The organism is Sorangium sp. So ce119, assembly GCF_051524405.1.
Lineage (GTDB): Bacteria > Myxococcota_A > Polyangia > Polyangiales > Polyangiaceae > Sorangium > Sorangium cellulosum_G.
Map to the genome: position 1 here is coordinate 8,066,840 of NZ_CP150310.1, position 23,683 is coordinate 8,090,522.

A 23,683-nucleotide genomic window follows, 5' to 3' on the forward strand; every position below is an offset into this window, starting at 1 on the left:
ACCACGTTCCACTGACGCACTCCGAATTTCCAGCGAATCTCGGCCACTTCTGTCGATTTCTTACGCGCGTCCTCAACTCAAGTGCTGTATACGAGGGGCTGCACATGGGCAGTCCGTGCGCCTCTGCTGGTGCTTTCGCCGGCGAGCGACGGTGGGTGTCCGGAGGTGCTGTTGCCATGAGACCAGTTCTTCGCGGCGTGGCGCTCGCCGCGCCGTTCATCGTGATCGCTGCGGGGCTCGTCGCCTCTTGCGCCGGAGATGCGCCGTGGCTTGGGGGCTACTGCGCCGCCGACGCCGATTGTCACACGGGGTATCAGGACATCCCCGGCGCGGTCTGCACGGGCAGCCGGTGCGTGTGCGTCGACAGTGACAGCCGCATCTGTTGCCTTCCCAGCGAGTCGAGCGATCCGGATTGTCCCGTCGCGTGCAGGCCCTGCTCGGAGTGCGCTCCCGGCACCGAGGAGTGCATGCCCGACGGCGGCGTCGACGCGGGCTGCCGGAACGACGCCGAGTGCCCTGGGCCGCCGAGCCCGGCATGCGGCGCCGGCCGCTGCGTCGAGGGAGCGTGCGACGTGGAGATCCGCTTCGGGCCGATCGCCTCGCAGCGCCAGGGGGACTGCCGGCGGATGGAGTGCACGACCGCAGGCGAGCTCGTCGAGGTCGAGGACCCGTCGGACGTCTACGACGACGGCGAGCCGTGCACGTACGACAGTTGCGGCGAGGGCCGGCCGGTCAACACGCCCTTGACCGAGGGCGCGGTGTGCCCTGGCGAGCCACAGGGGATGTGCCATGTGGGCGCCTGCGTCGCTTGCTATGCCGGCGACGTCACGATGAACGACTGTCTCAACGGCCTGGCGTGCGATGGCGTGCTCTGCGTGCCGCCCCATTGCACGAACAACGCTGTCGATCCCGCGCTCGGGGAGACCGCGCGGGACTGCGGCGGTCTGTGCCGCCCCTGCGCCGACGGCGAGGCCTGCGTCAGGGGCGCCGACTGCGAGAACAAGGTCTGCGAGGGAGGTCGCTGCGCGTCGCCCGCGTGCGACGACGGCGCGCAGAACGGTAACGAGACGGGGATCGACTGCGGCGCGCTGCCGTGCCCGCGGTGTCCGGCCGGGCAAGGGTGCAGGACGGGCGCGGAGTGCGACAGCGGCGTCTGCTGGGCGGGCATCTGCCGGGAGCCCTCGTGCACCGACGGCGTGATGAACCAGGGCGAGAACGGCGTGGATTGCGGCGGCAGTTGCGCGCCGTGCCGGTGAGCCGGCCGCCTGGGAGGTCATCGAGGGCTCGTTCGCCCCGTGCGCCCGCGGCGCTGCCGCGCTGCTCCTCACAAACGAGCGAGCTGGCCGCTTTCTAACAGCACCCACGGGGCTGAACTCGCGTACGCTTCAGTCCCAGCGATGGGCAGGACGGGCGCATCCGTGAGCTGTTCGAGCCTCTCATCTCGAAGCCGCATCCCACGCTCGGTGAGGCGGTAGACCTTCGAGAGCATCGGGTGGCCAGGCGGCTTCGGGCCAGGTGCGCGCTCCACAGCGGCGCTCGCATCATGCTGCGCCCAGCGGGCCAGGCGATCGCCCAGGAACAGGTCCCCTGTGCAGGAGACGAGATCCCTCAAGTCCAGCCCGAGCTGCGATTGATTGCAGATCACCCTCACTGGAGTCTGCCACTCCTCCACGGAAAGGATCGCGAGAAGAAGCTCGTCGTATCGACTGAGACGTAGGGTGCCTTCCGTGGTTCTTCTGGGAAAGAAGCGAGAGAGGAGCCCCCCACAGGGGTGTAAGCTCTGGGAATCCCTCGACACCACGCGTGCAGCTCTCCACGAACGGCAGGGGGTTCTCATCGACGTAGCTCTCCCAGAGGCGAACGGCGCGCTCGCAGCGTTCCACCGGCCAAGGGCGCGCCTTGCCGAGACGGTCGAGAAGAACCTCGTCGGGATGATGGGCTACCGAACCGCAGCAGTCGAACGGCGGTATCCTGGTCGGCCCTGGAAACCGCTTCATCGTGCCGTACACAGGCTGGAACTCAACGACGAGAACGTCACTCCACCGGATCCACTGCTGCCGCAACCAGCTACAGGTACGCCAGAGGTTCACCCGATCGTCGAGGCTCTCTGTCACCCACAAGACAACCGGCGGCTCCCAGCGGACATCTGACGAGTAGAGCCGATCGAAGCTCTCGCCTGACTCGTCTCTGTACGAACACTCTTCACACGAAGAAAACCACCTCTCACGCGTCCGGGTATGCTCCAGCGGATCCCGACGGCTCGGTCCCATGAGGAGGCTCTCCAGGGCGCGCACGATGTTCGTGGCGCCGAGCTTCACCAGACGCTCTGCTGCTGGCGTGTCGAAGACGATGTGCGTCGCACCGACAGAGATCGGGAGGCCCTGCATGCTCATCGAAACCGCACCTGTAGCAATCCACGTATGTATAGGGCTTGTCTCGTGTGAGCTGCCCACCGTCACGGCTTCATCAACTTCCTTACCCGGCCGGCGACGTGTCACTTCCTTTCAACGCTCGCACGCAGCGCTCAGCCAAAGCGTGTATCTCTCGAGCCGCTTGACGCGCTTCATCGCTGTCCAAACCAGGCTCGATCAGCTGATTGATCCGCTTGACCACCTCGAGATTTCCGGATGAGAAGTCGGCCGTTCCGACCCCAAGCTTGCCCGCCGCGTGAAGCTCAATGAGCTGTCCGTACGCCTTTTCGAACGACGCGAGACTCTCAAGGACGACCTGCCGATTCGCAACGACGTAAGCCCACACGGCGACAGCATCAACCATGTGGGCACCGTTATAGAACTCAACCAACAACTCTTCGGTATCCATCACGATTCCCCTCAGCGGGACCCCGCTCCCTCTCGTCGTTGCCACAACAGCACATGCATCGCCCCGTCGACAACCTAGTCGTTCCCAGAATAGGAACAAACCTTTGGAAACGGAAGGCCTCCAAAGGGGTAATAGCAATCATCGCCATTCGGGTAGTGATACCTACACATATACCCGAGCGCCAAATCGTTACACGAGAATAGTTTGCCATTTCCACCATCAGGCTTGTAGGGGTGCACGGCGAGCGCAACACAACCAACGCCTTTCGCGAAGCACCGCTCTGAGCATGTGGCACCATGGTCGGGTTTGGAACAGAACACTTTCAGACCAGCTTCATACGGAGCATCAGAACCGGACGGAGCGTCAACATGCGACGGACTGTCGTCGTCTCGGCGACTCGGCTCCGTGTCCTTGCATTCAGTAGATTCTTCGGCTCCTCTCGGTTCCGGAGGCTCGTCCCCGAAGTCCCCGGAACCTGTGGTCAGGGTAATAACACCGCCGCCCACACCGTCCGGCCCCTCGCCGCGGACCCAGCACTCACCCACATCGTAGTTACACGCTGTAAGGCTGATAAGAACAATAGCAGAAGCCTTGTTCATCGCGACTCTCCACTGAATCTCCAAACAGGTCCAGCAGTGACCATCGCCACCAAATTGTCTCGAAGCACACGGCTGCTTCCACCGACCCAGTCCAGGTTGGCGCTCACGGACGCCCCCAAAACCTCGGAGAGATACCAGTCGGTTTGGGCGTGGGCGCCCGGAGCAACCCCTACCACTCGGGTGCAGATGGCAATTCCGCACACCGGCATCCAATACACTGACAGAGACGGGCCCAGGCTGACTTTGCCTGTCTTCCACGCGTAAACAAGGGCGACTGCCGTTCGGTCGTAGGCCCCCACCCGTTCTCCAGGAAGGATGCTGAACATGTGGTGGACTTCGAGCAGGAACTCTCTCTCTCGACGCCAGAGCAACCCGGCAAAAGGGCTCACCGCAAGCTTTGGGTCGGCCCCGATCTGGATTCCACCCACGCTCACGCCACCGCTGAGCTCGATGGCCTTTGCCGGGGACGGATCAACGACGAGCGCGCACGTACAGCCGCACAACAGGAGCGCGCCTGTCTTCAGCTTCAAGCCGTATCCCATGTCTTCCCCCGGTCGCGGATGCTTCTCCCCCCGGGACGCGGTGTCAACGGTATCCTGAGCCCCAGTAGGTCCTCGCTCTACCCTCACCGGCGCGTCGAGCGCGGCGGGTCGGTGGCTCGGAGCGCCCGCCAACGAGCACGACACCGTCTACAACAGGCACCGGCCGGCCCCCCCACCGCCCGCTGCACGCGGCCACGGTCCCCCCACCGCCCGCTGCACGCCCGCCACGGTCCCCCCACCGCCCGCTGCACGCCCGCCACGGTCCCCCCACCGCCCGCTGCACGCCCGCCACGGTCCCCCCACCGCCCGCTGCACGCCCGCCACGGTCCCCCCACCGCCCGCTGCACGCCCGCCACGGTCCCCCCACCGCCCGCTGCACGCGATTCAGGCCGCGCCCATCCAGAGGCCGACCACCCCGCGGCGGCGCGAGCCGACGGCCATGCCCTGCCTCACCCCGCGAGCGGCGCTGTCAACGCCTGCTTCGCGGAGAGGAGCGCGTCGATGAAGGCCTCCCGCTCCTCGGGCGACGGCGCAGCGATCCGCTCCCACGCCTCTTTACGGTGGCTCGCCTTGACGAAGCGGAACGCCGCGGCGGGGCGGCTGCACGCCGTGGCGAGCCAGCGGCGCGCGTCCTCGAGCGGATCGGCGGAGAGCGCGTCGCCGACGCCCATCGCGAAGACCTCCGCGGGAGAATGGCTGTCCGCCCCGAAGACGAGCCTCCGGAACGCGCGGGTGGGACAGGCGGCGCGGACGATCTCGAAGGCGACGCGCGGAAACGGGATCCCCACGGCGAGCTCGGGGAGCCCGAACTTGTGGTCGCCGTCGCCGAGCGCGACGTAGTCGGCGCACATCGCGAGCACCGCGCCGCCCGCGAGCGCGTGGCCGTGCACGGCGGCGGCGAAGGGCTTCGGGAAGCGGAACGCCGCGCCGAAGGCGGCGTCGAAATCGTCGAGGAAGCCCGCGAGCCGCTCTCGATCGAGCGACGCCACCTCGCGCAGATCGAGCCCCGCGGACAGGCACTTGCCGGCGCCGCGGACGAGGACGCCACGCACGGAGTCGTCCTCCGCGAGCCGCCGGAAGACGTCGGCCATCTCGCGGAGCACCGCCTGGCTCATGGCATTGACCTTGGGCCGATTCAACACGACCTCGGCGATACCGCCGCTCTCGAACACCTCGATGAATTGCATGGCGAGAGCGTCGCCCAGGGCCGATCACGGCGCAAGATCGCGCGTCCGGCCCCCGCTGCCTCGCCTACCGCGCCCGGACGAGCGGCGTGTCCACCAGGTGCTCGGACAGGAACCACACCTGCATCTCGTTGACGCGCACGACCTGGCTGATGAGCAGATCGTCGGTCCCGGCGTCCCCCGCCTCGCCCGCCTTGCTGGCCGCCTCGCGCGCCTCGATCAGGATCTGCTCGTGCGCCTCGAGCAGCCTCGAGATCTGCACAGGCACCTCCTCGCGCCCCCGCGGCGGCCGCTCGATCTTCGTCATCTCCGCCACGTCGTGCGGCATCGCGATGGCGATCCCGCCGAGCGTCTGCGCCCGCTCGGCCACCTCGTCGACCAGCTTGGCCTGCTCTTCATAGTGCTTGTCGAGCAGCAGGTGGAGCGAATAGAAGGTCGCCCCCGACACCTGCCAGTGGTGCTTCTTGTACATGTCGCGCAGCACCATCGTGTCGCTCAAGATCTGATTGAGCGCCTTGACGCTCGCCGCGCGCACGTCGTCGCTCAGGCCGAGCGGATAGCGCGCCAGCGCCCCGTACGGCTGAATCTCCTCCCCGCGCTGGCGCAAGATCGGTTGGGCCTCGGCCCCGGGCCGGCCGTCCCCGGTCGTCTGCCCGCGAAACTGGGTCATGGTTGCCATGGTCGCTCCTCCCGCTACCAGGCCTTCTTCACGTTCGAATCGCCCGTTGGCAACCCCCGCCCGGCGCGCCGCGGCGCCGCCCCGCGCGGGTTTCCTCAACGGGTGCGCCGCCTTGCGCGTCGCGCGCGGCCCGAATGAGCACTGGACGCAGCGCTCGCCTCGCTGGCAGGCTGGCAGCCGGTGAGGACCATCCTCGGGGTCCCGGCGAGCGATGCAGGCAGGAGACATCATAGACGGCCGGTTCTGCATCGAGCACCTGGCCGCCTCGGGCGGCATGGGCGCCGTCTACCGGGCCCGCGATCTGGAGACCGGCCAGCCGGCGGCGATCAAGCTCCTGACCGCCGAGGGCGCGCAGCACCTCGGCCGCTTCGCGCGCGAGGCGCAGGCGCTCGCCGCCGCCCGCGTGCCCGGCGTCGTGCGGTACGTCGCGCACGGCGCGACCGCGTGGGGGCAGCCGTACATCGCCATGGAATGGCTCGACGGCGAGACGCTGTCCGACCGGCTCACGCGCACCGGGCTCACCCTCGAGGAGACCGTCGCGCTCGGCCTCCACGTCGCGACGACGCTCGGCGCCGTCCACGAGCTCGGCCTCGTCCACCGCGACCTGAAGCCGACCAACCTGCTGCTCGAGGACGGCGCGCTCGATCGCGTCACCCTCATCGATTTCGGGCTCGCCCGCACCACCGCCGACGAGCCGCTCACCGCCGCCGGCCTCGTCCTCGGCACCCCGGGGTACATGGCCCCCGAGCAGGCGCGCGGCGAGCTCAACGTCGACGCCCGCGTCGACGTGTTCGCGCTCGGGTGCATCCTCTACCGGTGCCTGACCGGCCGCGCCGCCTTCCAGGGCAACGCCGGGCTCGCCGTGCTGATGAAGGTCCTGCTCGAGGACCCGCCCCGCGCGCGCGACATGAGGCCCGGCATCCCCGCCGCGCTCGACGACCTCGTCGCCCGCATGCTCGCGAAATCCCCGTCGGACCGGCCGGCCGACGGCGACGCGGTCGCCGCCGAGCTCGCCGCCATCGCCGCGAGCGGCGCGCCCGAGAGCTGCTTGGGCGGCCCCCGCTCCTTCCCGCCGCGGGCGGTGGAGCTCACCACCGGCGAGCGCCGCGTGATGTGCCTCGTGGTCACCCGCGAGCGCCCCGCCGAGGGTGACGCCGCGGACGAGCCGCGCCGCGCGCAGCTCTGGCAGCTCCACGACGTCGCCGAGCAGTACCGCGGCGAGCTCGAGCTCCTCGAGGGCCGGTCGCCGATCATCGTGCTGTCGGGCGCGGGCACGCCGACCGACCTCGCGGCGCGGGCCGCGCGGTGCGCCCTCGCCCTCAAGGAGCTGCTCGGCGGCGCGCCCGTCGCCCTCGCCACCGGCCGCGCCGAGCTGGCGGCGCGCGTGCCCGTCGGCGAGCTGATCGACCGCGCCTTCCAGATGCTCGCGGCCGACGACGACCGCTTCCCCCTCGCCGGCGTCCGCGTCGACGAGGTCACCGCGGGCCTCATCGGCGCCCGGTTCGAGGTCGCCGAGGACGCCGCGGGGCGCGTCCTGCACGGCGCGCGCGACGAGCGCACCGCGCAGCTCCTCGGCCGGCCGACCACGTACGTCGGCCGCGAGCGCGAGCTCGCGATGCTCGAGGCGGAGGTCGATCGCTGCATCGACGAGGGCGCCGCCGGCGCCGTCCTCGTGACCGCCGAGGCCGGGATGGGCAAGTCGCGCCTGCGCCAGGAGCTCATCCGCAAGCTCCGCGAGCGCGGCGACCGGATCGAGGTCTGGATCGGGCAGGGCGACCCCATGGGCGCCGGCGCCGCCTTCGGCCTGCTCGCGAGCGCGCTGCGCCACGCGCTCGGCATCGCCGAGGGCGAGCCGCTGGAGGCGCGGCAGCACAAGGTCCGGAGCCGCGTCGCGCAGCACGAGGGGCTCGAGGCGCCGCGCGTCACCGCGTTCCTCGGCGAGCTCGTCGGCGCGCCGTTCCCCGACGAGAACGACGTGCAGCTCCGGCTCGCGCGGCGCGACGCCGTGCTCATGGGCGACCAGCTCCGCCTCGCCTGGGAGGACTTCCTCGGCGCGGCGTGCCGCGCGGGGCCCGTGCTGCTCGTGCTCGAGGACCTGCAGTGGGGCGACCTCCCCACGGTCACGCTGGTGGACGGGGCGCTGCGCCTCTACCGGGACATGCCGCTGCTCGTGCTGGCGCTCGGGCGGCCCGACGTCCACCGGGTCTTCCCGAGGCTCTGGGAGGGCCGGCTGGCGCACGAGCTCCACCTCACGCCGCTGCCGCGCCGCGCGAGCGAGCGGCTCGTGCGCGAGGCGCTCGGCGCGCACGCGCGGCACGACCTCGTGGCGCGGCTCGTCGAGCGCGCGGACGGCAACGCGTTCTTCCTCGAGGAGCAGATCCGCGCGGTCGCCGACGGCAACGGCGAGGGCGAGCCCGAGACGGTGGTGGCCATGGTGCAGGCGCGGCTGGAGACGCTCGACGCCGAGGCGCGGCGGCTCCTCAGGGCGGCGAGCATCTTCGGCGAGAGTTTCCGGGCGAGCGCGGTGGCGGCGCTGCTCGGGAGCGTCGACATCGCGCCGCTGCTCTCGGAGCTGCTCCGGCGGGAGGTGATCGTGCGGCGGGGCGAGGGGCGGCGGCGCGATCACGCGGAGTACTGCTTCCGCCACGCGCTCGTGCGCGAGGCCGCCTACGGCATGCTGACCGCGCGCGACCTCCGCATCGGCCACGCGCTCGCGGGCAGCTTCCTCGAGGCGGCCGGCGAGGGCGACCCGATGGTGCTCGCCGAGCACTTCGAGCGCGGCGAGGAGGCCGACAAGGCCGCCGAGTGGTACCTGCGCGCGGCCGACAAGGCGCTGCACGGCAACGACCTCGCCGCGGCGATCGCCTGCGCGGAGCGCGGCATCGCCTGCGCGCCGGATCCGGCCACGGTGGGCGCGCTCCGCCTGGTCGAGGCCGAGGCGCTGCTCTGGCGCGGGGAGCCCGCGCTCGCGGAGCAGCGCGGGATCGAGGCGACGCGGCACCTCGCGCCGGGCTCGTTGGCGTGGTTCTCGGCGTTCACGCAGCTCGCCGGGGCGGGGCACAAGCAGGGCCACTACGAGCGCGTCGAGCGCTGGATGATGGTCGTGCTCGGCACCGAGCCGCTCGCCGGCGCGCTCATCGCGCGGAACGCGTGCCTGCTCGAGGGGGCGATCGTGCTGCTGCTCGGCGGCCGCTACGCGTGCGTCGACGCGCTGATCGACGCGGTCGAGCAGGCGACGGAGGACGCGTCGGCGGCCGATCTCATGATCGAGGCGAAGCTGCTCTACCTGCACGGGCTGCTCCGCCAGCACAACGGCGATCCGAGCGCGTGCATCGCGAGCATGAGCGCGGCGCTCGCCGCGTTCGAGGACATCGGCGACCGGCGCGAGGCGTGCCGGGCGCGGCTCAACATGGGGCTCTGCTACGTCCAGTTCGGCCACTTCGAGGCGGCGGCGGAGGTGCTCCGCGCCGGGCTCGAGGAGGCGGAGCGGATGGCGCTGGACGACCGGGTGCCGAACGCGCTGCAGAACCTCGGGCTCGCGCTGGCCCACGCGGGCGAGGTCGACGCCGCGAAGGCGGCGCTGAGGAGCTCGATCGAGGCGCTGCAGCGCCGGGGCGACCGGCGCCGGGAGTGCGAGAGCCGGCTCCAGCTCGCGCGGGTCCTGCTGCTCGCGGGCGAGCCCGCGCTCGCCGAGGTGGAGTCGCGCGAGGCCGAGGCGCTCGCGAGGGCGGCGCCGGAGCGGCTGCCCGCGGCGATGGCGGCCCGCGCGCGCGCCCTGCTCGACCTCGGGCGCGCCGGCGAGGCGCTCGCGGCGACGACGGAGGCGCTGTCGCGGCTCGAGTCCGACCGCCTCGAGGAGGAGGGCTTCCTCGTGGGCCTCGTCCACGCCGAGGCGCTGGCGGCGGTGGGCCAGGCGGCCGAGGCCAAGGGCGCGATCGCGCTGGCCCGCAACGGGCTCCTCGTGCGGGCGGGGAGGATCAGCGATCCGGCCTGGCGCGAGCGCTTTTTGCGCGACGTGCCGGACAACGCGCGGATCCTCGCGCTCGCCCGCGGGTGGCTCGACGAGGGCTGAAGCGCCCGCCGCCCTGCGCCGAGAGGCCGGCACGGCGCCGGGGAGGCCACATCCGGCGGTCGTTCCGGTCTTCCGGCCACTCGGCGGGAGCAATCTTTGTCGCCCTGGACAGGCGACATCGCAAGTAAGCTGGGCCTGATTTCTGACCTCGTGTTCGAACGCAGGGAGGCAGCTCCATGATCCGCTCGTCCGTCGTCTTGATTCCTCTCGCGGCCCTCGCCGTGGCTGTCTCGTGCAGCAGCGAAAGGTCGCACCGGCCTCCGATGCCAGGAGATGTGCCCGCGGGCAGCGTCACGACGGGCACCGGCGGACAGGGCGGCGGCACCGGCGGACAGGGCGGCACCGGCGGACAGGGCGGCACCGGCGGACAGGGCGGCACCGGCGGACAGGGCGGCGGCACCGGCGGACAGGGCGGCGGCGGTGGTGACCTCGCGCCGGACTGCTCCGACCACGTGAAAGGCGGCAAGGAGACCGACGTTGACTGCGGCGGCACCTGTGCCCCGTGCCGCGCGGGCCAGGCGTGCGCTGCGCCCGAGGACTGCCTCTCAGGGCGATGCGAGGAGAGCGCCGGCGGCGCCGGGCTCACCTGCGCGGCGGCGCTGTGCGACAACGGCGTGCGGGACGGCGACGAGACCGACGACGACTGCGGCGGCGGCGAAAAGCCGCGCGGCGACAACCCCGCGTGCCCGCCGTGCGCGGACCTCCAGGATTGCGCGGTGGGCTCGGATTGCGAGTCGCTGAGCTGCGTGGCTGGCAGGTGCCTGGCGCCGAGCTGCAGCGACGGCGTGAAGAACGGCCAGGAGACCGACAGGGACTGCGGCGGGCTCTGCCCCGGCTGCACGCCCGGCGCGGCGTGCTCCCGGTCGACCGACTGCCGCGAGCTCGTCTGCGTCGAGGAGGAGTGTCAGCCGGCGAGCTGCAGCGACGGCGTGAAGAACGGCAGCGAGACCGACATCGACTGCGGCGGGGCGGCGTGCAGCACGCGGTGCCCTGCGGGACAGCGCTGCTCTACCGGCGCCGACTGCGCGACGTCGATCTGCAATACCACGACCCGTACCTGCGCCTGCCCCGCGTCGATGGTGGTCGCGCCCGTGGCGGGCGGCGGGAGCTACTGCATCGATCAGTACGAGGTGACGAAGCAGGAATATGACGTCTTCGTCCAGGCGAACCCGGTGCTCGCCGGCCTGCCCGCCGCGTGCTCCGGGAACATCTACCGGCCCTCGAACGGGTGGCCCTACACGGAGGGGAGAGAGCCCGTCAGCTACGTCGACTGGTGCGATGCCTACGCGTACTGCGCGTATGTCGGCAAGCACCTCTGCGGCAGGATCGGGGGCGGAGAGAACGCGGTGGCCGAGTTCGACAGCGCCGCGCGGAGCGAGTGGTACAACGCGTGCTCCGGGCAGGGGGCGAACGACTACCCGTACGGCGACAGCTATTTGCCGGACAGGTGCGTGGGCGCCGAGTCGACCTCCGGGATCTCGAAGAAGCCCGGCCCGCCCTCCCCGTCCCCGCCCATCCCGACGTGCGATGGCGGCGTGACGAGCCTGTACAACATGAGCGGCAACGTGGCCGAGTGGGAGAACTCCTGCGACGCGACGGGAAACTGCCTCGTCCGTGGCGGCTCGCAGATCTCGGACAGCGATCACCTCCTCTGCGGTGTGAAGCCGCCCGTGGGCGGGGGAGAGAGGGAGCCGCCGGCCTCCAGGGGGCGCCTCGAGAGCGATCCGAACATCGGCTTCCGCTGCTGCCTCTAGCGGCGCGGAAGCCGAGCGGCTCGGGCGGCGGCCGGGCTCACCGGCGCCGCCGCCCGGCCGCGGACCTCACTTCGCCGCTTCGGGGTCGCAGCCGTAGAGGACGTCGACCGCCGCCGTGGCGTCGGACTGGACCGCCTGGCACGCGTCGGGGCAGAGCTTGATCATGTCGCCGTCGATGTAGAACGAGCCGGCGGTGCACGCCTGGGCGTTCCGCACCTGATCGAACGATTGCACCTCGCCCCCGTCGCCGGGCGTGTACTGCACGACCACGGTCGAGAGGTCGATGACCTCCCCCGGCGGCGACTCCGGCACCGCGAAGTCGCACTGCACCACCGCGCCGGTGATGACGCCCTCGGCGATCGCCTGGAAGACCACGTCATAGGAGCTCGTCTGGCAGAGCGGGAACCTGAGGCCGCCGGTCCGCTTGCTGAGCGCCTGGTAGCCCGTGCCGGGCGCGACGGCGGTGCCGCACGTCGAATCGACGACGTCGGCGTCGGGCGCATAGGCGTCCGTGGCCGGCGTGTTCTCGAGGAGACCGACGATGCTGTGGAACACGTAGTTGGGCGCGGCCGCGTCGCCGAAGACCGCCGGCTCCATGCCGAACAGCAGCTCCTCGAAATCGTCGGCGACATCGTCCCAGGGCTGCCGGGTGTCGTCGATATAGATGTTGCGCGGCAGGTGGGTCGACTGGCAGCCCACATGGTCGTCGGTGATCACGGTGATCACCTTGAGCGAGTCCTCGCGCACCCACTCCGACCACCCGTTCGGCGCGATGCCGAACTGGTCGGGCTGGACGGCGTTGTAGCTGCCGAGCAGGACGCAGAGCGCGTCATTGCTCCTGATCTCGTGGCTGTAATGATAGAAGATGGGCGGGTTGTTCCCCGGCTGCTCCGGGACCGGCGTGCAGCTCGCCGCGCTCAGCGGGGCGCCGACGCAGATCGAGTCGTCGGCCTGCGCGGTGCCGTGCGCGGAGATCATGATGACACGGTAATCGATGCCGCTCGCGCCGATGATCGAGGCGAAGCTCTCGTTGATGTTGTTCTGAACGCTGATGATCTCGTTCGCCATGCTGGACGAGTTGTCGATCACGAAGATGATGTCGACCGGCCGCTTCGTGAGCGTCGCCTCGGCGACCGTGGCGACACACGCGGTGTCCGGCGTGACCGGAGGAGCGCCTCCCGTGTTGTTGCCGCTGCCGACGCCGATCCCGTCCTCGCCGCCCGCGCCGCCCTCGCCGCCCCCGCCGCCGGCCGCGCCCGCGCCGCCCTCGCCGCCGCCAGCCCCGCCGGCCCCACCGACGCTCTCTCCCGCCGTCGCACCTGCGCCGCCTTCTCCGGAGCTGCAGGAGCACCCCGCGGCGCCGGTCATCACCAGAACACCCAACCCAAGAAGCGGAACCACCATGGTAGACCGGGAGAGCTTCACATGAACCTCGAGCGCTAGGGCGCACGAACGCGCAATAACTAGATTGCACGACTGCAACGAGATGTGGTGACGAATTTGACCCGAACGCGATTTTTCCCGGTGGCTGTTCCATCACTGTGTCCTGTGAGGGTGCTTGTACGCGGCGCGTGAGCCGGCGCGCGACGCGCGGGGTGGTACGCGGCGCGTGAGCCGGTGCGCGCCGCGCGTCGCGGCGCCGAGCTCGGCCGTTCCGCGGCGGGCCGGCGGGCTCCTCCGAGCTTCCGCAGGGGCTCGATGGTCCCTGCACAATGCGCCCCTAGGATGCAGGCATGAGCCTACGTCCTGACTTTCCCCCCATCGGCATCGATGCGATCGCCCTCGGCGTCCCCCGCCGCTTCGTCGAGCTCAGCGAGCTCGCCGAGGCCCGGGGCGTCGCGCCGTCCAAGTACCTGACCGGCCTGGGCACCCGCCGGATGGCGATCGCGGCGCCCGATGAGGATCCGATCACCCTCGGGGCCAACGCGGCCCGCCGCCTGTTCCAGCGCTCGGGCGCGAGCCCGGCGGACATCGGGCTCTGCGTCGTGGGCACCGAGACCGCCGTCGATCACGCGAAGCCGGCGGCCTCCTTCCTCCACGGGCTGCTCGGGCTGCCCAGCGCGTGCCGGGTGTTCGAGGCCAAGCACGCCTGCTTCGGGGGCACGGCGGGCCTGCTCAACGCCGTGGACTGGATCGCGTCGGGCTCGGCCCGCGGCCGCGCCGCCCTCGTCGTGTGCTCGGACGTCGCCCGCTACGCCCTCGGCTCGGCGGGCGAGCCGACCCAGGGCGCCGGCGCCGTGGCGCTGCTCGTGCGCGAGCGCCCGCGCCTCGTCGAGATCGAGGTCGGCCGGACCGGCACCTACGCGCGCGACGTCTACGACTTCTGGCGGCCGCTCCACCACAAGGAGGCGCTCGTCGACGGCCACTTCTCGGTGCAGTGCTACCTCGACGCGCTCGCGGGGGCCTACGACGAGTGGCGCCGCCTCGGCGGCGACGGCGAGCCGCTCGCGCGCACCTGCTACCACGTCCCCTACGGCAAGATGGCCCGCAAGGCCCACCGGCACCGGCGGATGATCGACGGCCTGACCGAGCAGGCCGCCGACGAGAGCTTCGCCGTCGAGGTGGAGCCCTCGCTCGATCTGCCGGCGCGCATCGGCAACATCTACACGGGCTCGCTCTACCTCGCGCTCGCGTCCCTGCTCAACGCCGAGGCCCGCGCCCTCGAGGGCAAGCGCGTCGGGCTGTTCAGCTACGGATCGGGCTGCTGCGCGGAGTTCTTCGCGGGCAGGATCCGGCCGGAGGCCGCGGCGTTCGTGGCGCAGCTCGAGATCGACGCCCCGCTCGACGGGTGCCGCCACGCTTCCGTCGCCGAGTACGAGGCGCTGCGCCAGAGCGACGAGGCCGCCGACCGGCGGCCGGCGCCGGAGAACGCGGAGCGCGGGGGAGCGAGCCTGGACCGCCGCGTGGTGTACCTGGGGCTCGACTCGAGCGAGCGGCGCGTCTACGCGAACGAGGGAACGCCGGGCGGGTGAGCGCGCGGCGGCGGAGCGCCTGACCGGCTGCGCGCCCCGCGGGGGAGCGCGCGCCGGGGGCGCCCCGGCGCCTGCGTGGCCGCTCGCTCAGCCGGAGGGCAGGTCGGAGATCTTCACGGTGAAGAGCTCCGCCCCGGCGGCCGCCGCGACGAGGACGCGCAGCGCGCCGGCGGGGACCGGCTTCCTGAGCTCCGCCGCGACCGCCTGCGTGACGGGCGCCAGCGGGGCGATGATCTCGGCCAGCGCCGAGCGCCCCATCACGCCCACCAGGATCGGCGCGCGCTCGCCGGCGGCCAGGGCCGAGCGGAGCGTGCGCTCGGGCTGGAGCCCCGGGTCGCGCTGCTGCAGGCCGGCCGCGACGAGGTAGCCCGTCGGCTCTCGCAAGGAGAGGAGATACCCGGAGAGCGACGAGGAGGCGCCGCTCCGCCTCCGTTGGCCGCGCAGCAGCCGCCCGAGCGCCGCGCGGTGGTCCTCGAGCAGCTCGGCCCGCTCCTCGTGTTCAGACATGCTCGGCCTGCCCTTTCTTCGCCGTGGCGTTCGTGGTGAGACCGCGATTCAGCCGGTCGTTCGTCGCTTGATGTTCCGGAACCATGGGACCTCCAGCGAGGGCACGTCGCCCTCGTGTTGGTTGTTCCGGCCACCCCTCCGCCCCTGTCATGAAATCGCCCGCGGCCTCCGTCGCACGGCCGGCCGACGGCCGGCCAACGGCCAGGAGCCAGCGGCGCGCCATCCATCGAAGGGGCCATCGAAGGGGCCATCGAATCGGCCATCGAATCGGCCATCGAGTCGGCCATCGAAGCGGTCGTCGGAGCGGCCGATCGCGGGAGGCGCCGGCGGCGCTGCGCATCGGCGGCCGAGGGGCGCGGTCCTTGCGAGCACGCGCCGCCGAGCTCGATGCCCTCGCGCGCGGAGCGCGCCGGCGCGCGCGACGTACGGGACGCGCGCGCGAGGGAGCGTCGGCCGGATGGAGAGCCAGCCTATGGGACATCGGATGGGGAGGATTGGACAGGTGATGGCGGCGGCCGCCATGGTGGGGGGGTGCGCCCCCACCGAGGCGCCGCGAGACCTCGCGCCGTCGGTCGACGGCGCGGCGGCGCCGCCCACGGCGCCGGGCGCGACGTCGGCGACAGCGCGCTGGCGGGCGGCGTACATCGCGGCCGTGCAATCGAGCGCGCCCGAGAGTTACCGGGTCGTCGAGGCGTCTCCGGCCGGCAAGAACGCGGGCCTGCGGGCGCCCAACCCCGCGCACCGGCTCGCGTCCGAGTTCAGCGCGTCGGGCGTGCGGATCGCGCCGGAGGAGGGCGACGCGCCGTGGTCCTTCTGGATGGCCGCCGCGCGGTACGGGTGCGAGGGCGACCTGCGCAAGGTGGCGAGCGCGGCGCCGAGCGCCGCGGACAACCGCGTGGAGTACCGCCGGCAGGGCGCCTCGCCGGGCGAGACGCTCGTCGAGTGGTACGTGAACGGCCCGCTCGGGCTGGAGCAGGGCTTCACCGTGCCCGAGGCGCCGCCCTGCCGCGCCCCGGGGGATCGGGACCTCGTCATCGAGCTCGCCCTCGGCGGTGAGCTCCGCGCCGCGCCGCTCGGCGGCGGCGACGGGCTCGCCCTGCGCGACGCCTCCGGCGCGGTGGCGCTCCGGTACACGGACCTGCACGCCACCGACGCCGCGGGGCGGACGCTGCCGGCGTGGATGGAGCTCGGCGTCGACGGGCGCACGCTGTCGCTGCGCGTCGACACCGCCGGGGCCGCGTACCCGGTGACCGTGGACCCGCTCGCCGCCTCGGGGCGGACGGCGCTGATCGGGGTCGACGGGTCGACCCAGGTCCACCTGAGCGGCGCCGCGATCGCCGTGTCCGGCGACACCGCGGTCGTCGGGGCGCCCGGGAGCGCGGCGTACGTGTTCGTGAAGAGCGGCGGCGCCTGGACGCAGCAGGCCAGGCTCGTCCCGAGCGACGGGGGCGCAGGCGGCTCTTTCGGGCGCTCCGTCGCGGTCTCGGCGGACACGATCGTGGTCGGGGCGCTCGGGGGCGCGGGCGCCGCCTACGTCTTCGTGCGCAGCGGGGGCGCGTGGTCCGAGCAGGCCAGGCTCGTCGCGAGCGGCGGGGCGTCCAACCCCATCGGGCAGGCCGTCGCGGTCGACGGCGACCGGGCCGTCCTCTCCGCCGAGCGCTCGGTCTACGTGTTCGCGCGGAGCGGCGGCGCCTGGAGCGAGGAGGTCGAGCTCGCCCCCCCGGCCGGGGAGGACACCTGGGAAACCCCGCCCGTCGGGATCGCGGGCGGCACCGTGGTCGTGGGCTCGCCCGCGCACGAATGGTGGATGGATCAGGGCGGCGTGGGCGCCGCGTACGTGTTCGACGCGGGCGACTGGACCGCCCCGCAAAAGCTCACGGCGCAGCCGCCGGAGGGGCAGTACGACCGGTTCGGCAGCGCGGTCGCGATCTCGGGCTCGCGCATCATCGTCGGCGCGCCGGGCGTCCTCGGCCCGCCGATGCCCTGGTACCAGCTCGGGCGCGGCATGGCCTACGTGTTCGACCGCGCGGGGGACGCCTGGACGATGGACTCCAGGCTGATCGGGACCGACGGCACGAGCGGCGACGGCCTCGGCGGCGCGGTGGCGATCTCCGGCGACATGGCGGTCGCCGGCGCGATCCTGGCCGACCGCCGCGACCAGCCGGACGCGGGGGCCGCGTACGTGTTCTCGCCGGCGGCCGGCGAGTGGATCGAGATCGAGCGGGCCAAGCTCACCGGCAGCGGCCCGATGGGCGGCGGCTTCGGCAGGGCCGTGGCCGTGTCGGGGAGCTCGGTCCTGGTGGGCTCCCCCGCCACCGCGATCGAGGTCGCGCAGGACGGCGACGGCGACGGGGTGGTCGACGCCGCGGACAACTGCCCTGCCGCCGCGAACCCCTCGCAGGTGGACGGCGACGCCGACGGCCTCGGCGACGCGTGCGACCCGCGGTGCGTCACGATCCGGCGCGGCCCGGGGGGCGGCCAGGGCGGGGTCGCCGACGCGACGCTCTGGCAGACATCGCCCTCGTGGAACGACGGCGCGAGCACCACGCTCACGACCGGCACCGGCACGGGCGGCCCGCGGCGGAGCCTCCTCCGGTTCGACCTCGCCGGCATCCCGGCGAGCGCGGAGATCGCCTCGGCGACCCTGTCGCTCTACCAGACCTACAAGCTCGACAGCAGCGCCGTGCGCGTCCACCGCGCCACCGCCCCCTGGTCGGAGTCGACCGTCACGTGGGGCGGCTTCGGCGGCGGCGGCCACTTCGATCCGGCGATCGAGGCCTCCTTCGTCACCGGCGGGGCCGGCGGCACCACCGGCTTCCGCAACGTCGACGTCACCGCGCTCGCGCAGGCCTGGGTGAGCGGCGCGCAGGGCAACCACGGCGTGCTGATCGAGGAGGACGCCGTCACGCGGAGCACCCTGCGGAGCAGCGAGAGCGCGACCGCCGCGGAGCGGCCGGCGCTCACGGTCTGCTACCACGACACCTGCGAGGACGGGCTCCAGAACGGCGCCGAGTCCGGCGTCGACTGCGGGGGCCCGAGCTGCGCGCCGTGCGCCCCCGGCGCCGTCCTCTGGAGCAGGCTCTTCGTCAACGGCTGGGGCGAGGGGATGCGGGCGTACACCGTCACGGTCGGCAGCGGGGACAGCGTGATCTTCGGCGGCTACGGCTATGGCCCGGCCGACTTCGCCGGGCAGGGCGCGCCGACGCCCGCCGGGATCGACAACACGGCGTTCCTCGTGAAGCTCGACGCCGCGGGGCGCTACGTGTGGGACAGGCGCCCGTCCGGCGACGGCGTCTACCTGAGCGTCGCCGAGTCGGGCTCCGGCGAGCTGCTCGCGGGCGCGCACGTCGCGCTGCGGCGGTTCAGCGCGTCGGGCGACCTCCTCGCGCAGATCGGCGGCCTCCGGGAGATCGAGGTCGCCCGGGCCGGCTCGGGCGCCGCGGTCGCGGCCGTCGCCTGGGACACGGTGGATCTCGGCGCCGGCCCTCTCGGGGGCGAGCCGGGCACCGTTCTGCTGATAGCGCGGCTCGACGCGGCGGGGGCGCCGATCTGGGCAAGGACCTTCCCGGCGTACCCGTACGAGGGCGGACCCCTGGGCGTCGCCGTGGACGGCGCCGGCAACGTCATCGTCCTCGGCAACGGCTTCGGCCTCCTCGACCTCGGCGGCGGGCCGCTCATGAGCTCACCGATGGACGACGGCGTGTACCTGGCGAAGTTCGACGCGGCCGGCAACCACGTGTGGAGCCAGATCATCTCCGACACGCCGCAGTCGGCCGAGGTCGCCGTGGCGCCCTCCGGCGACATCGTCGTCGCCTTCAACGGCGCCGTGGCGAGGTTCGCCGCCTCGGGCGCGCCGCTGTGGAGCGTGGACACGACCGGCCTCGGCTCGTGGGACGGCTACTACGGCCAGAATGCCGTCGCCGTCGACGGCGCCGGCAACACGATCATCAACCCGAACGGCGCGATCGCGAAGCTCTCGCCGTCGGGCGACGTGCTGTGGTCGGTCGACCCGCTCGGCGACGTGGACAACGGCGGCATCCTCGATGTGGCCGTGGACAGCGCCGGCAACGTGATCGGCGCGGGCTCGCACGACAACGGGGACGCGTACATCGTGAAGCTCGCCCCCTGACCCGGGCGCGCGGCGCGCGCCGTGCGTGGCCGCGTCAGCGCGCCGGGGACGCCCCCTGCGCCGCGGACGCGGCCGCGGGCGACGCCCGGCCGGCCATCGAGAACAGCAGGTAGAGCCCTCCCGAGACGAAGAACCCCACGAACCACGCGTACGTGTAGATCGAGCGCATCACCTCCGGGACGGCGTCCTTCATCGACGGGACCGCCTCGGCCAGGAAGCCGGGGAGGTTGATGAGCACGCCGATCGCGAGGGCCGCCATCGCCCGCCAGTTCACCCCGCCCTGGTACTCGTAAACTCCGCCGCGCCGGTACAGGTCGTCCACGTCGAGCCGGGTCCTCCGGAGGAGGAAGTAGTCGGCGATCATGATCCCGCCGATCGGCCCGAGGAGCGCCGAATAGCCGACGAGCCACGTGAAGATGTACCCCTTCGACGACTCGATGAGCTTCCACGGCAGGATCACCGCCCCGAGGATCGCCGTGATCACGCCGCCCGCCCTGGCCGAGATGCGTTGGGGCGAAAGGTTGGAGAAGTCGTTGGCCGGGGAGACGACGTTGGCGGCCAGGTTCGTCGACAGCGTGGCGACCGACAGGCCCACCATCGCGAGGACCATGATGAAGGCGCCGCCGATCCGGGCGAGCAGCTTCACCGGATCCCAGAGGAGCTCCCCGAAGATGATCGGCGTCGCCGAGGTGACCGCGACGCCGATGAACGAGAACAGCACCATGGTCGCCGGCAGCCCGAGCGCCTGCCCGATGGCCTGATCGCGCTGGCTGCGCGCGTACCGCGTGAAGTCCGGGATGTTCAGCGACAGCGTGGCCCAGAACCCGACCATCGCGGTGAGGCCCGGCGCGAACACGCTGAGGAACTGCCCCTCCGGGATCCTCGACGGCTGCGACAGCATCGGGCCGAACCCGCCCGCGCGCGTGTACGCCCAGCCGAGCAGCACGAGGCCCATCACGATGAGGAACGGCGCCGCCCAGGTCTCGAGGAACTTGATCGACTCCGTGCCTTTCAGGATGAAATAGAGGTTGATCAGCCAGAACACGGCGAACCCGAGGAGCTCGCCGGGGTGGATGCCGATCGCCCCCTGGAACGCCGCCGACGTGAGCGGCGCCTCGGCCGCGGGCAGCAGCGCCACGAGGAGCTGCCAGAGCGCCTGTCCGCCGAGCCACGTCTGGATGCCGAACCACCCGCAGGCGACCAGCGCGCGCAGCACCGCCGGCACGTTCGCGCCCGTCACCCCGAACGACGCGCGCGCGAACACCGGAAACGGGATGCCGTACCGGGTGCCCGCGTGGGCGTTCAGGATCATCGGGAGGAGCACGATGACGTTGCCGAGCGCCACGCACGCGAGCGCCTGCTGCCAGCTCATCCCCTGATCGATGAGCCCGGAGGCCATCGTGTACGTGGGGATGCAGACGGCCATGCCGATCCAGAGCGCCGTGAAATGCCCCAGCTTCCAGGTGCGCGCCGCCTCGGGCGTGGGCGCGAGATCTTCGTTTATCAAGGACATCGATGCTCCTCCCTGCCAGCTCCGCCGGCGCGAGCGCGCGAGCGTTCGTCGGGGGCTCCAGGCCGGCGGGTCAGGAGCCCGGGATCACGAGCTCCGCGCGCGGGCGGTCGCTTCCAGCCCGCCAGGCACGAAGTCCGTCCCCTTCTGGACACGGTCGTTCCACGTCTCAGGCGGCTTGCCTGAAGGCACCTCCCTCATGGTGATGCACCCGGCCACCGGGCACACCAGCGCGCACAGGTTGCAGCCGATGCACTCCTCCTCGTCCACGAACGGGACGCGCGACGGCGCCGCGACCCCGCTCGGGTTCGCCGTCACCGCGCGATCCGGGATGATCTTCGGGAGGTGGGTGTGGCCCGCCGCGCGCGCCTCCGCCTCCGTCCTGCCGGGCAGGTGGATGCACTGGTGCGCCCCGTCCATGCAGGCGACATAACAGAGCTGGCACCCGATGCACTTCTCGGGGCTGATGTCCGCCACCACGCGGTACGAGAGGTCGAGATCCCCCCACTCCTGCACCTGCGGGACGGCCCTGCCGCGGAGCTCGCTCACCGAGCGCATCCCGTGCTCATCGAGCCAGTCGCTGAGCCCCTCGATCATCTCCTCGACGATGCGGTAGCCGTGGTGCATCACCGCGGTGCACACCTGCACGCTGGTCGCGCCGAGCGCGATGAACTCCGCGGCGTCGCGCGAGTTCGAGATGCCGCCGATGCCCGAGATGGGCAGCCGGCCGATCTCGGGGTGGCGCGCGAGCTGGCTCAGCATGTGGAGCGCGATCGGCTTGACCGCGGGCCCGCAATACCCGCCGTTGGTCGACGCGCCGCCGACCCGCGGGAGCGGGACCATCCGCTCCAGATCGACCCCCATCAGCGACTTGATCGTGTTGATCAGCGAGATGCCGTGCGCCCCGGAGCGGAGCGCCGCCTCGCCCGGCTCGAGGATGTCGCCGACGTTGGGCGTGAGCTTCACGATGACCGGCGTCGCCGCGAACTCGACCGCCCAGCGCGCGATCTCCTGGAGGACGGCCGGCTCGTTGCCGACCGCCGAGCCCATGCCGCGCTCGCACATCCCGTGCGGGCAGCCGAAGTTCAGCTCGAGCCCGTCGGCGCCCGTGTCCTCGGCCTTGCGGATGATCTCGCGCCACTCGTCCTTCGTCTCGACCATGAGCGACGCGATCAGCGCGTGGCCGGGGTAGCGCCGCTTGACCTCGCGCATCTCCCGGAGGTTCACCTCGAGCGGGCGGTCGGTGATGAGCTCGACGTTGTTGAGCCCCATGAGCCGCATCGTGCCGTAGTCGATGCCACCGAAGCGGCTCGACACGTTGACGATCGGGTTTCCGAGCGTTTTCCAGACGGCGCCGCCCCAGCCGGCGTCGAAGGCGCGCCGCACCTGATCCCCTGTATTGGTCGGCGGCGCCGACGCGAGCCAGAACGGGTTCGGGCTCTTGATCCCGGCGAAGTCGATAGAGAGGTCGGCCATCGCTCAGCTCCCCTGGGGTGCGGGCCCGGGCGCCGCGCCGCCCGCCCGCTGCATCATCGCCTCGTGCATCGCGCGCGCGGCGACCTTCGCCTCGGCGACCGCGTTGACGACCTCCTTGCCGCCGTTCACGCAGTCGCCGCCGCTGTAGACCCGCGGGTTGCCCGTACGGTGCGTCGCCGGGTCGACCACCACGCGCCCCCTCGCGTCGAGCGCCACGCCCTCGAACGCGAGCGCCACCCGCGTCGCCCGGCTCTGCCCGATCGCGACCGCGATGAGGTCCGCCGGCACGAGCTCCTCCGCGGCCTGCGCGGCGCCCTGCGGCGCCTCCCGCCGCGCGTCCGCCGGCGCGACCCGCAGCGCCACGGGCCGCCCGCCCTCGCGCACCACCTCGACAGGCACCCGGTTCTCGATGAGCCGCGCGCCCGCGATCCGCGCGCCCTCGAGCTCGTGCGCGTAGCCCGACATCTCGGCCTCGGACCGGCGGTACACGATCGCCACGTCGATCCCGAGCAGCGCGAGCTCGTGGGCGACGTCGAGCGCCGTGTTGCCGCCGCCGACGACGGCCGCGCGCCGCACGCCGGTGAGCCCGAGGCGCGGATCGGCCTTGAGCCGCTCGATGAACGCGGTCGCCCCCACCACGCCCTCGCCGTCCTCCCCGGGGATGCCGAGGCGCGCGTCGTCGCCCAGGCCGAGCCCCAGGAAGACCGCGTCGTGCTCGGCGAGCAGGTCGCGCGCCGCGATCTCGCCCGGCGCGGTCGCCTCCTCGACGACCGACACGCCGGTGCGGAGCTCGATGTCCCCGAGCGACAGCACCCACTCGAGCTCGCGGAGCGCCTCGTGCCCCTTCATCTTGTACGGCGCGATCCCGAGGGTGTTCAGCCCGCCGGGGATCGCCTTGCGCTCGTAGATCACCGCGCGGTGCCCCTCGAGGGCGAGGTAGCCCGCCGCCGCGATCGACGCCGGCCCCGCGCCCACGAGCGCGGCGCTCCGGCCCGTGGGCGGCTTCGCCCGGAAGAGCGCCGGCCCCTGCGCGAGGGCCGCCTCGACCGCGTAGCGCTGGAGGCGGCCGATCGCGATCGGCTCGCGCCCCCACGCGTTGTAGACGCAGTCGCCCGCGCACAGCACCTCCACGGGGCAGGCCTGCCCGCACGACTGGCCGAGCAGGTTGGCCGTGAGGATGGTGCGCGCGGCGCCCTTCACCTGGCCGGTCGCGATCTTCCGGATGAAGGTCGGGATGTCGATGGCCGTCGGGCACGCCTTGATGCAGGGCGCGTCGACGCAGTAGAGGCACCGGTTCGCCTCGGCGAACGCCTCGGCCTCGGTGTACCGCGGGTTCTTGTCCTCGAATCGCTCCTCGATCCGGCCGGACGGGAGGGGAGACAGGCGTGCTGGGGCTCGGGTCATGCTCTTGCTCGCGCGGTCATGCGGTCATGCGGTCA

The 23,683-nt window shown here is 72.2% G+C and carries 15 protein-coding genes; 6 read left to right on the forward strand and 9 right to left on the reverse strand.

Features of this window, described 5'->3' with window-relative positions; genetic code table 11:
- Positions 1 to 176: 176 nt before the first annotated feature.
- Together WME76_RS30405 and WME76_RS30410 are read left to right on the forward strand one after the other, a co-directional pair.
- Positions 177 to 1,256 (forward strand): hypothetical protein, encoded by a 1,080-nt coding sequence (locus WME76_RS30405; protein WP_437955755.1) that lies wholly within the window; start codon positions 177 to 179, stop codon positions 1,254 to 1,256.
- 471 nt (positions 1,257 to 1,727) lie between these two features.
- The gene (locus WME76_RS30410) at positions 1,728 to 2,150 is read left to right on the forward strand and encodes a hypothetical protein (protein ID WP_437955756.1); all 423 of its coding nucleotides are present in this window, start codon (positions 1,728 to 1,730) and stop codon (positions 2,148 to 2,150) included.
- Positions 2,151 to 2,475: 325 nt separating this feature from the next.
- On the opposite strand, the gene WME76_RS30415 is transcribed toward WME76_RS30410, so the two are convergent.
- The 4 genes from WME76_RS30415 to WME76_RS30430 all read right to left on the reverse strand — a co-directional run bounded on the left by WME76_RS30415 (position 2,476) and on the right by WME76_RS30430 (position 5,824).
- On the reverse strand, positions 2,476 to 2,820 hold the full coding sequence (locus WME76_RS30415; protein WP_437955757.1) for a hypothetical protein: 345 nt from the start codon (positions 2,818 to 2,820) through the stop codon (positions 2,476 to 2,478).
- A gap of 595 nt (positions 2,821 to 3,415) precedes the next feature.
- Entirely contained in the window at positions 3,416 to 3,949 is a 534-nt protein-coding gene (locus WME76_RS30420; RefSeq protein ID WP_437955758.1) for a hypothetical protein, read from the reverse strand.
- A 461-nt stretch (positions 3,950 to 4,410) separates the two neighbouring features.
- Positions 4,411 to 5,148, reverse strand: coding sequence for an enoyl-CoA hydratase/isomerase family protein (locus WME76_RS30425; protein WP_437955759.1), 738 nt, complete (start codon positions 5,146 to 5,148; stop codon positions 4,411 to 4,413).
- Positions 5,149 to 5,212: 64 nt separating this feature from the next.
- Positions 5,213 to 5,824, reverse strand: coding sequence for a Dps family protein (locus WME76_RS30430; RefSeq protein WP_437285716.1), 612 nt, complete (start codon positions 5,822 to 5,824; stop codon positions 5,213 to 5,215).
- 211 nt (positions 5,825 to 6,035) lie between these two features.
- On the opposite strand from WME76_RS30430, the gene WME76_RS30435 reads away from it, so the two are divergent.
- Together WME76_RS30435 and WME76_RS30440 are read left to right on the forward strand one after the other, a co-directional pair.
- Positions 6,036 to 9,896, forward strand: a complete 3,861-nt coding sequence (locus WME76_RS30435) for a serine/threonine-protein kinase (protein WP_437955760.1) — start codon at positions 6,036 to 6,038, stop codon at positions 9,894 to 9,896.
- A gap of 275 nt (positions 9,897 to 10,171) precedes the next feature.
- Positions 10,172 to 11,650 (forward strand): formylglycine-generating enzyme family protein, encoded by a 1,479-nt coding sequence (locus WME76_RS30440; RefSeq protein ID WP_437955761.1) that lies wholly within the window; start codon positions 10,172 to 10,174, stop codon positions 11,648 to 11,650.
- Positions 11,651 to 11,716: 66 nt separating this feature from the next.
- Here the strand turns inward: WME76_RS30440 and WME76_RS30445 are convergent, their stop codons facing one another.
- Entirely contained in the window at positions 11,717 to 13,021 is a 1,305-nt protein-coding gene (locus tag WME76_RS30445; RefSeq protein ID WP_437955762.1) for a hypothetical protein, read from the reverse strand.
- 362 nt (positions 13,022 to 13,383) lie between these two features.
- Here WME76_RS30445 and WME76_RS30450 point away from each other — a divergent pair, with 362 nt between their 5' ends.
- Complete coding sequence (locus WME76_RS30450) at positions 13,384 to 14,622, forward strand: hydroxymethylglutaryl-CoA synthase family protein (RefSeq protein WP_437955763.1); 1,239 nt, start codon at positions 13,384 to 13,386, stop codon at positions 14,620 to 14,622.
- 87 nt (positions 14,623 to 14,709) lie between these two features.
- Here the strand turns inward: WME76_RS30450 and WME76_RS30455 are convergent, their stop codons facing one another.
- On the reverse strand, positions 14,710 to 15,129 hold the full coding sequence (locus tag WME76_RS30455; protein ID WP_437955764.1) for a hypothetical protein: 420 nt from the start codon (positions 15,127 to 15,129) through the stop codon (positions 14,710 to 14,712).
- A 484-nt stretch (positions 15,130 to 15,613) separates the two neighbouring features.
- Between WME76_RS30455 and WME76_RS30460 the strand changes: the two genes are divergently transcribed.
- A complete protein-coding gene (locus WME76_RS30460; protein WP_437955765.1) occupies positions 15,614 to 19,258 on the forward strand; it encodes a DNRLRE domain-containing protein in 3,645 nt (1,214 codons plus the stop codon).
- 34 nt (positions 19,259 to 19,292) lie between these two features.
- Here WME76_RS30460 and WME76_RS30465 read toward each other — a convergent pair whose 3' ends face one another.
- The 3 genes from WME76_RS30465 to WME76_RS30475 form a co-directional block, all read right to left on the reverse strand.
- Positions 19,293 to 20,771 (reverse strand): NCS1 family nucleobase:cation symporter-1, encoded by a 1,479-nt coding sequence (locus WME76_RS30465; RefSeq protein ID WP_437955766.1) that lies wholly within the window; start codon positions 20,769 to 20,771, stop codon positions 19,293 to 19,295.
- Between the two features lie 84 nt (positions 20,772 to 20,855).
- Positions 20,856 to 22,244: an NAD-dependent dihydropyrimidine dehydrogenase subunit PreA gene (gene preA / locus WME76_RS30470; protein ID WP_437955767.1), complete on the reverse strand. Its 1,389-nt coding sequence runs from the start codon at positions 22,242 to 22,244 to the stop codon at positions 20,856 to 20,858.
- A gap of 3 nt (positions 22,245 to 22,247) precedes the next feature.
- Complete coding sequence (locus tag WME76_RS30475; protein ID WP_437955768.1) at positions 22,248 to 23,648, reverse strand: FAD-dependent oxidoreductase; 1,401 nt, start codon at positions 23,646 to 23,648, stop codon at positions 22,248 to 22,250.
- Positions 23,649 to 23,683: the final 35 nt, after the last annotated feature.

What these genes read in the sequence shown, in the direction of transcription:
- WME76_RS30450 (WP_437955763.1), top strand. Translation starts at nt 13,384, where the DNA reads ATGAGCCTACGTCCTGACTTTCCCCCCATCGGCATCGATGCGATCGCC.
- WME76_RS30460 (WP_437955765.1), top strand. Translation starts at nt 15,614, where the DNA reads ATGGGGAGGATTGGACAGGTGATGGCGGCGGCCGCCATGGTGGGGGGG.
- WME76_RS30430 (WP_437285716.1), bottom strand. Translation starts at nt 5,824, where the DNA reads ATGGCAACCATGACCCAGTTTCGCGGGCAGACGACCGGGGACGGCCGG.
- WME76_RS30475 (WP_437955768.1), bottom strand. Translation starts at nt 23,648, where the DNA reads ATGACCCGAGCCCCAGCACGCCTGTCTCCCCTCCCGTCCGGCCGGATC.
- WME76_RS30425 (WP_437955759.1), bottom strand. Translation starts at nt 5,148, where the DNA reads ATGCAATTCATCGAGGTGTTCGAGAGCGGCGGTATCGCCGAGGTCGTG.
- WME76_RS30435 (WP_437955760.1), top strand. Translation starts at nt 6,036, where the DNA reads ATGCAGGCAGGAGACATCATAGACGGCCGGTTCTGCATCGAGCACCTG.
- WME76_RS30405 (WP_437955755.1), top strand. Translation starts at nt 177, where the DNA reads ATGAGACCAGTTCTTCGCGGCGTGGCGCTCGCCGCGCCGTTCATCGTG.
- WME76_RS30415 (WP_437955757.1), bottom strand. Translation starts at nt 2,820, where the DNA reads ATGGATACCGAAGAGTTGTTGGTTGAGTTCTATAACGGTGCCCACATG.
- preA (WP_437955767.1), bottom strand. Translation starts at nt 22,244, where the DNA reads ATGGCCGACCTCTCTATCGACTTCGCCGGGATCAAGAGCCCGAACCCG.
- WME76_RS30465 (WP_437955766.1), bottom strand. Translation starts at nt 20,771, where the DNA reads ATGTCCTTGATAAACGAAGATCTCGCGCCCACGCCCGAGGCGGCGCGC.
- WME76_RS30455 (WP_437955764.1), bottom strand. Translation starts at nt 15,129, where the DNA reads ATGTCTGAACACGAGGAGCGGGCCGAGCTGCTCGAGGACCACCGCGCG.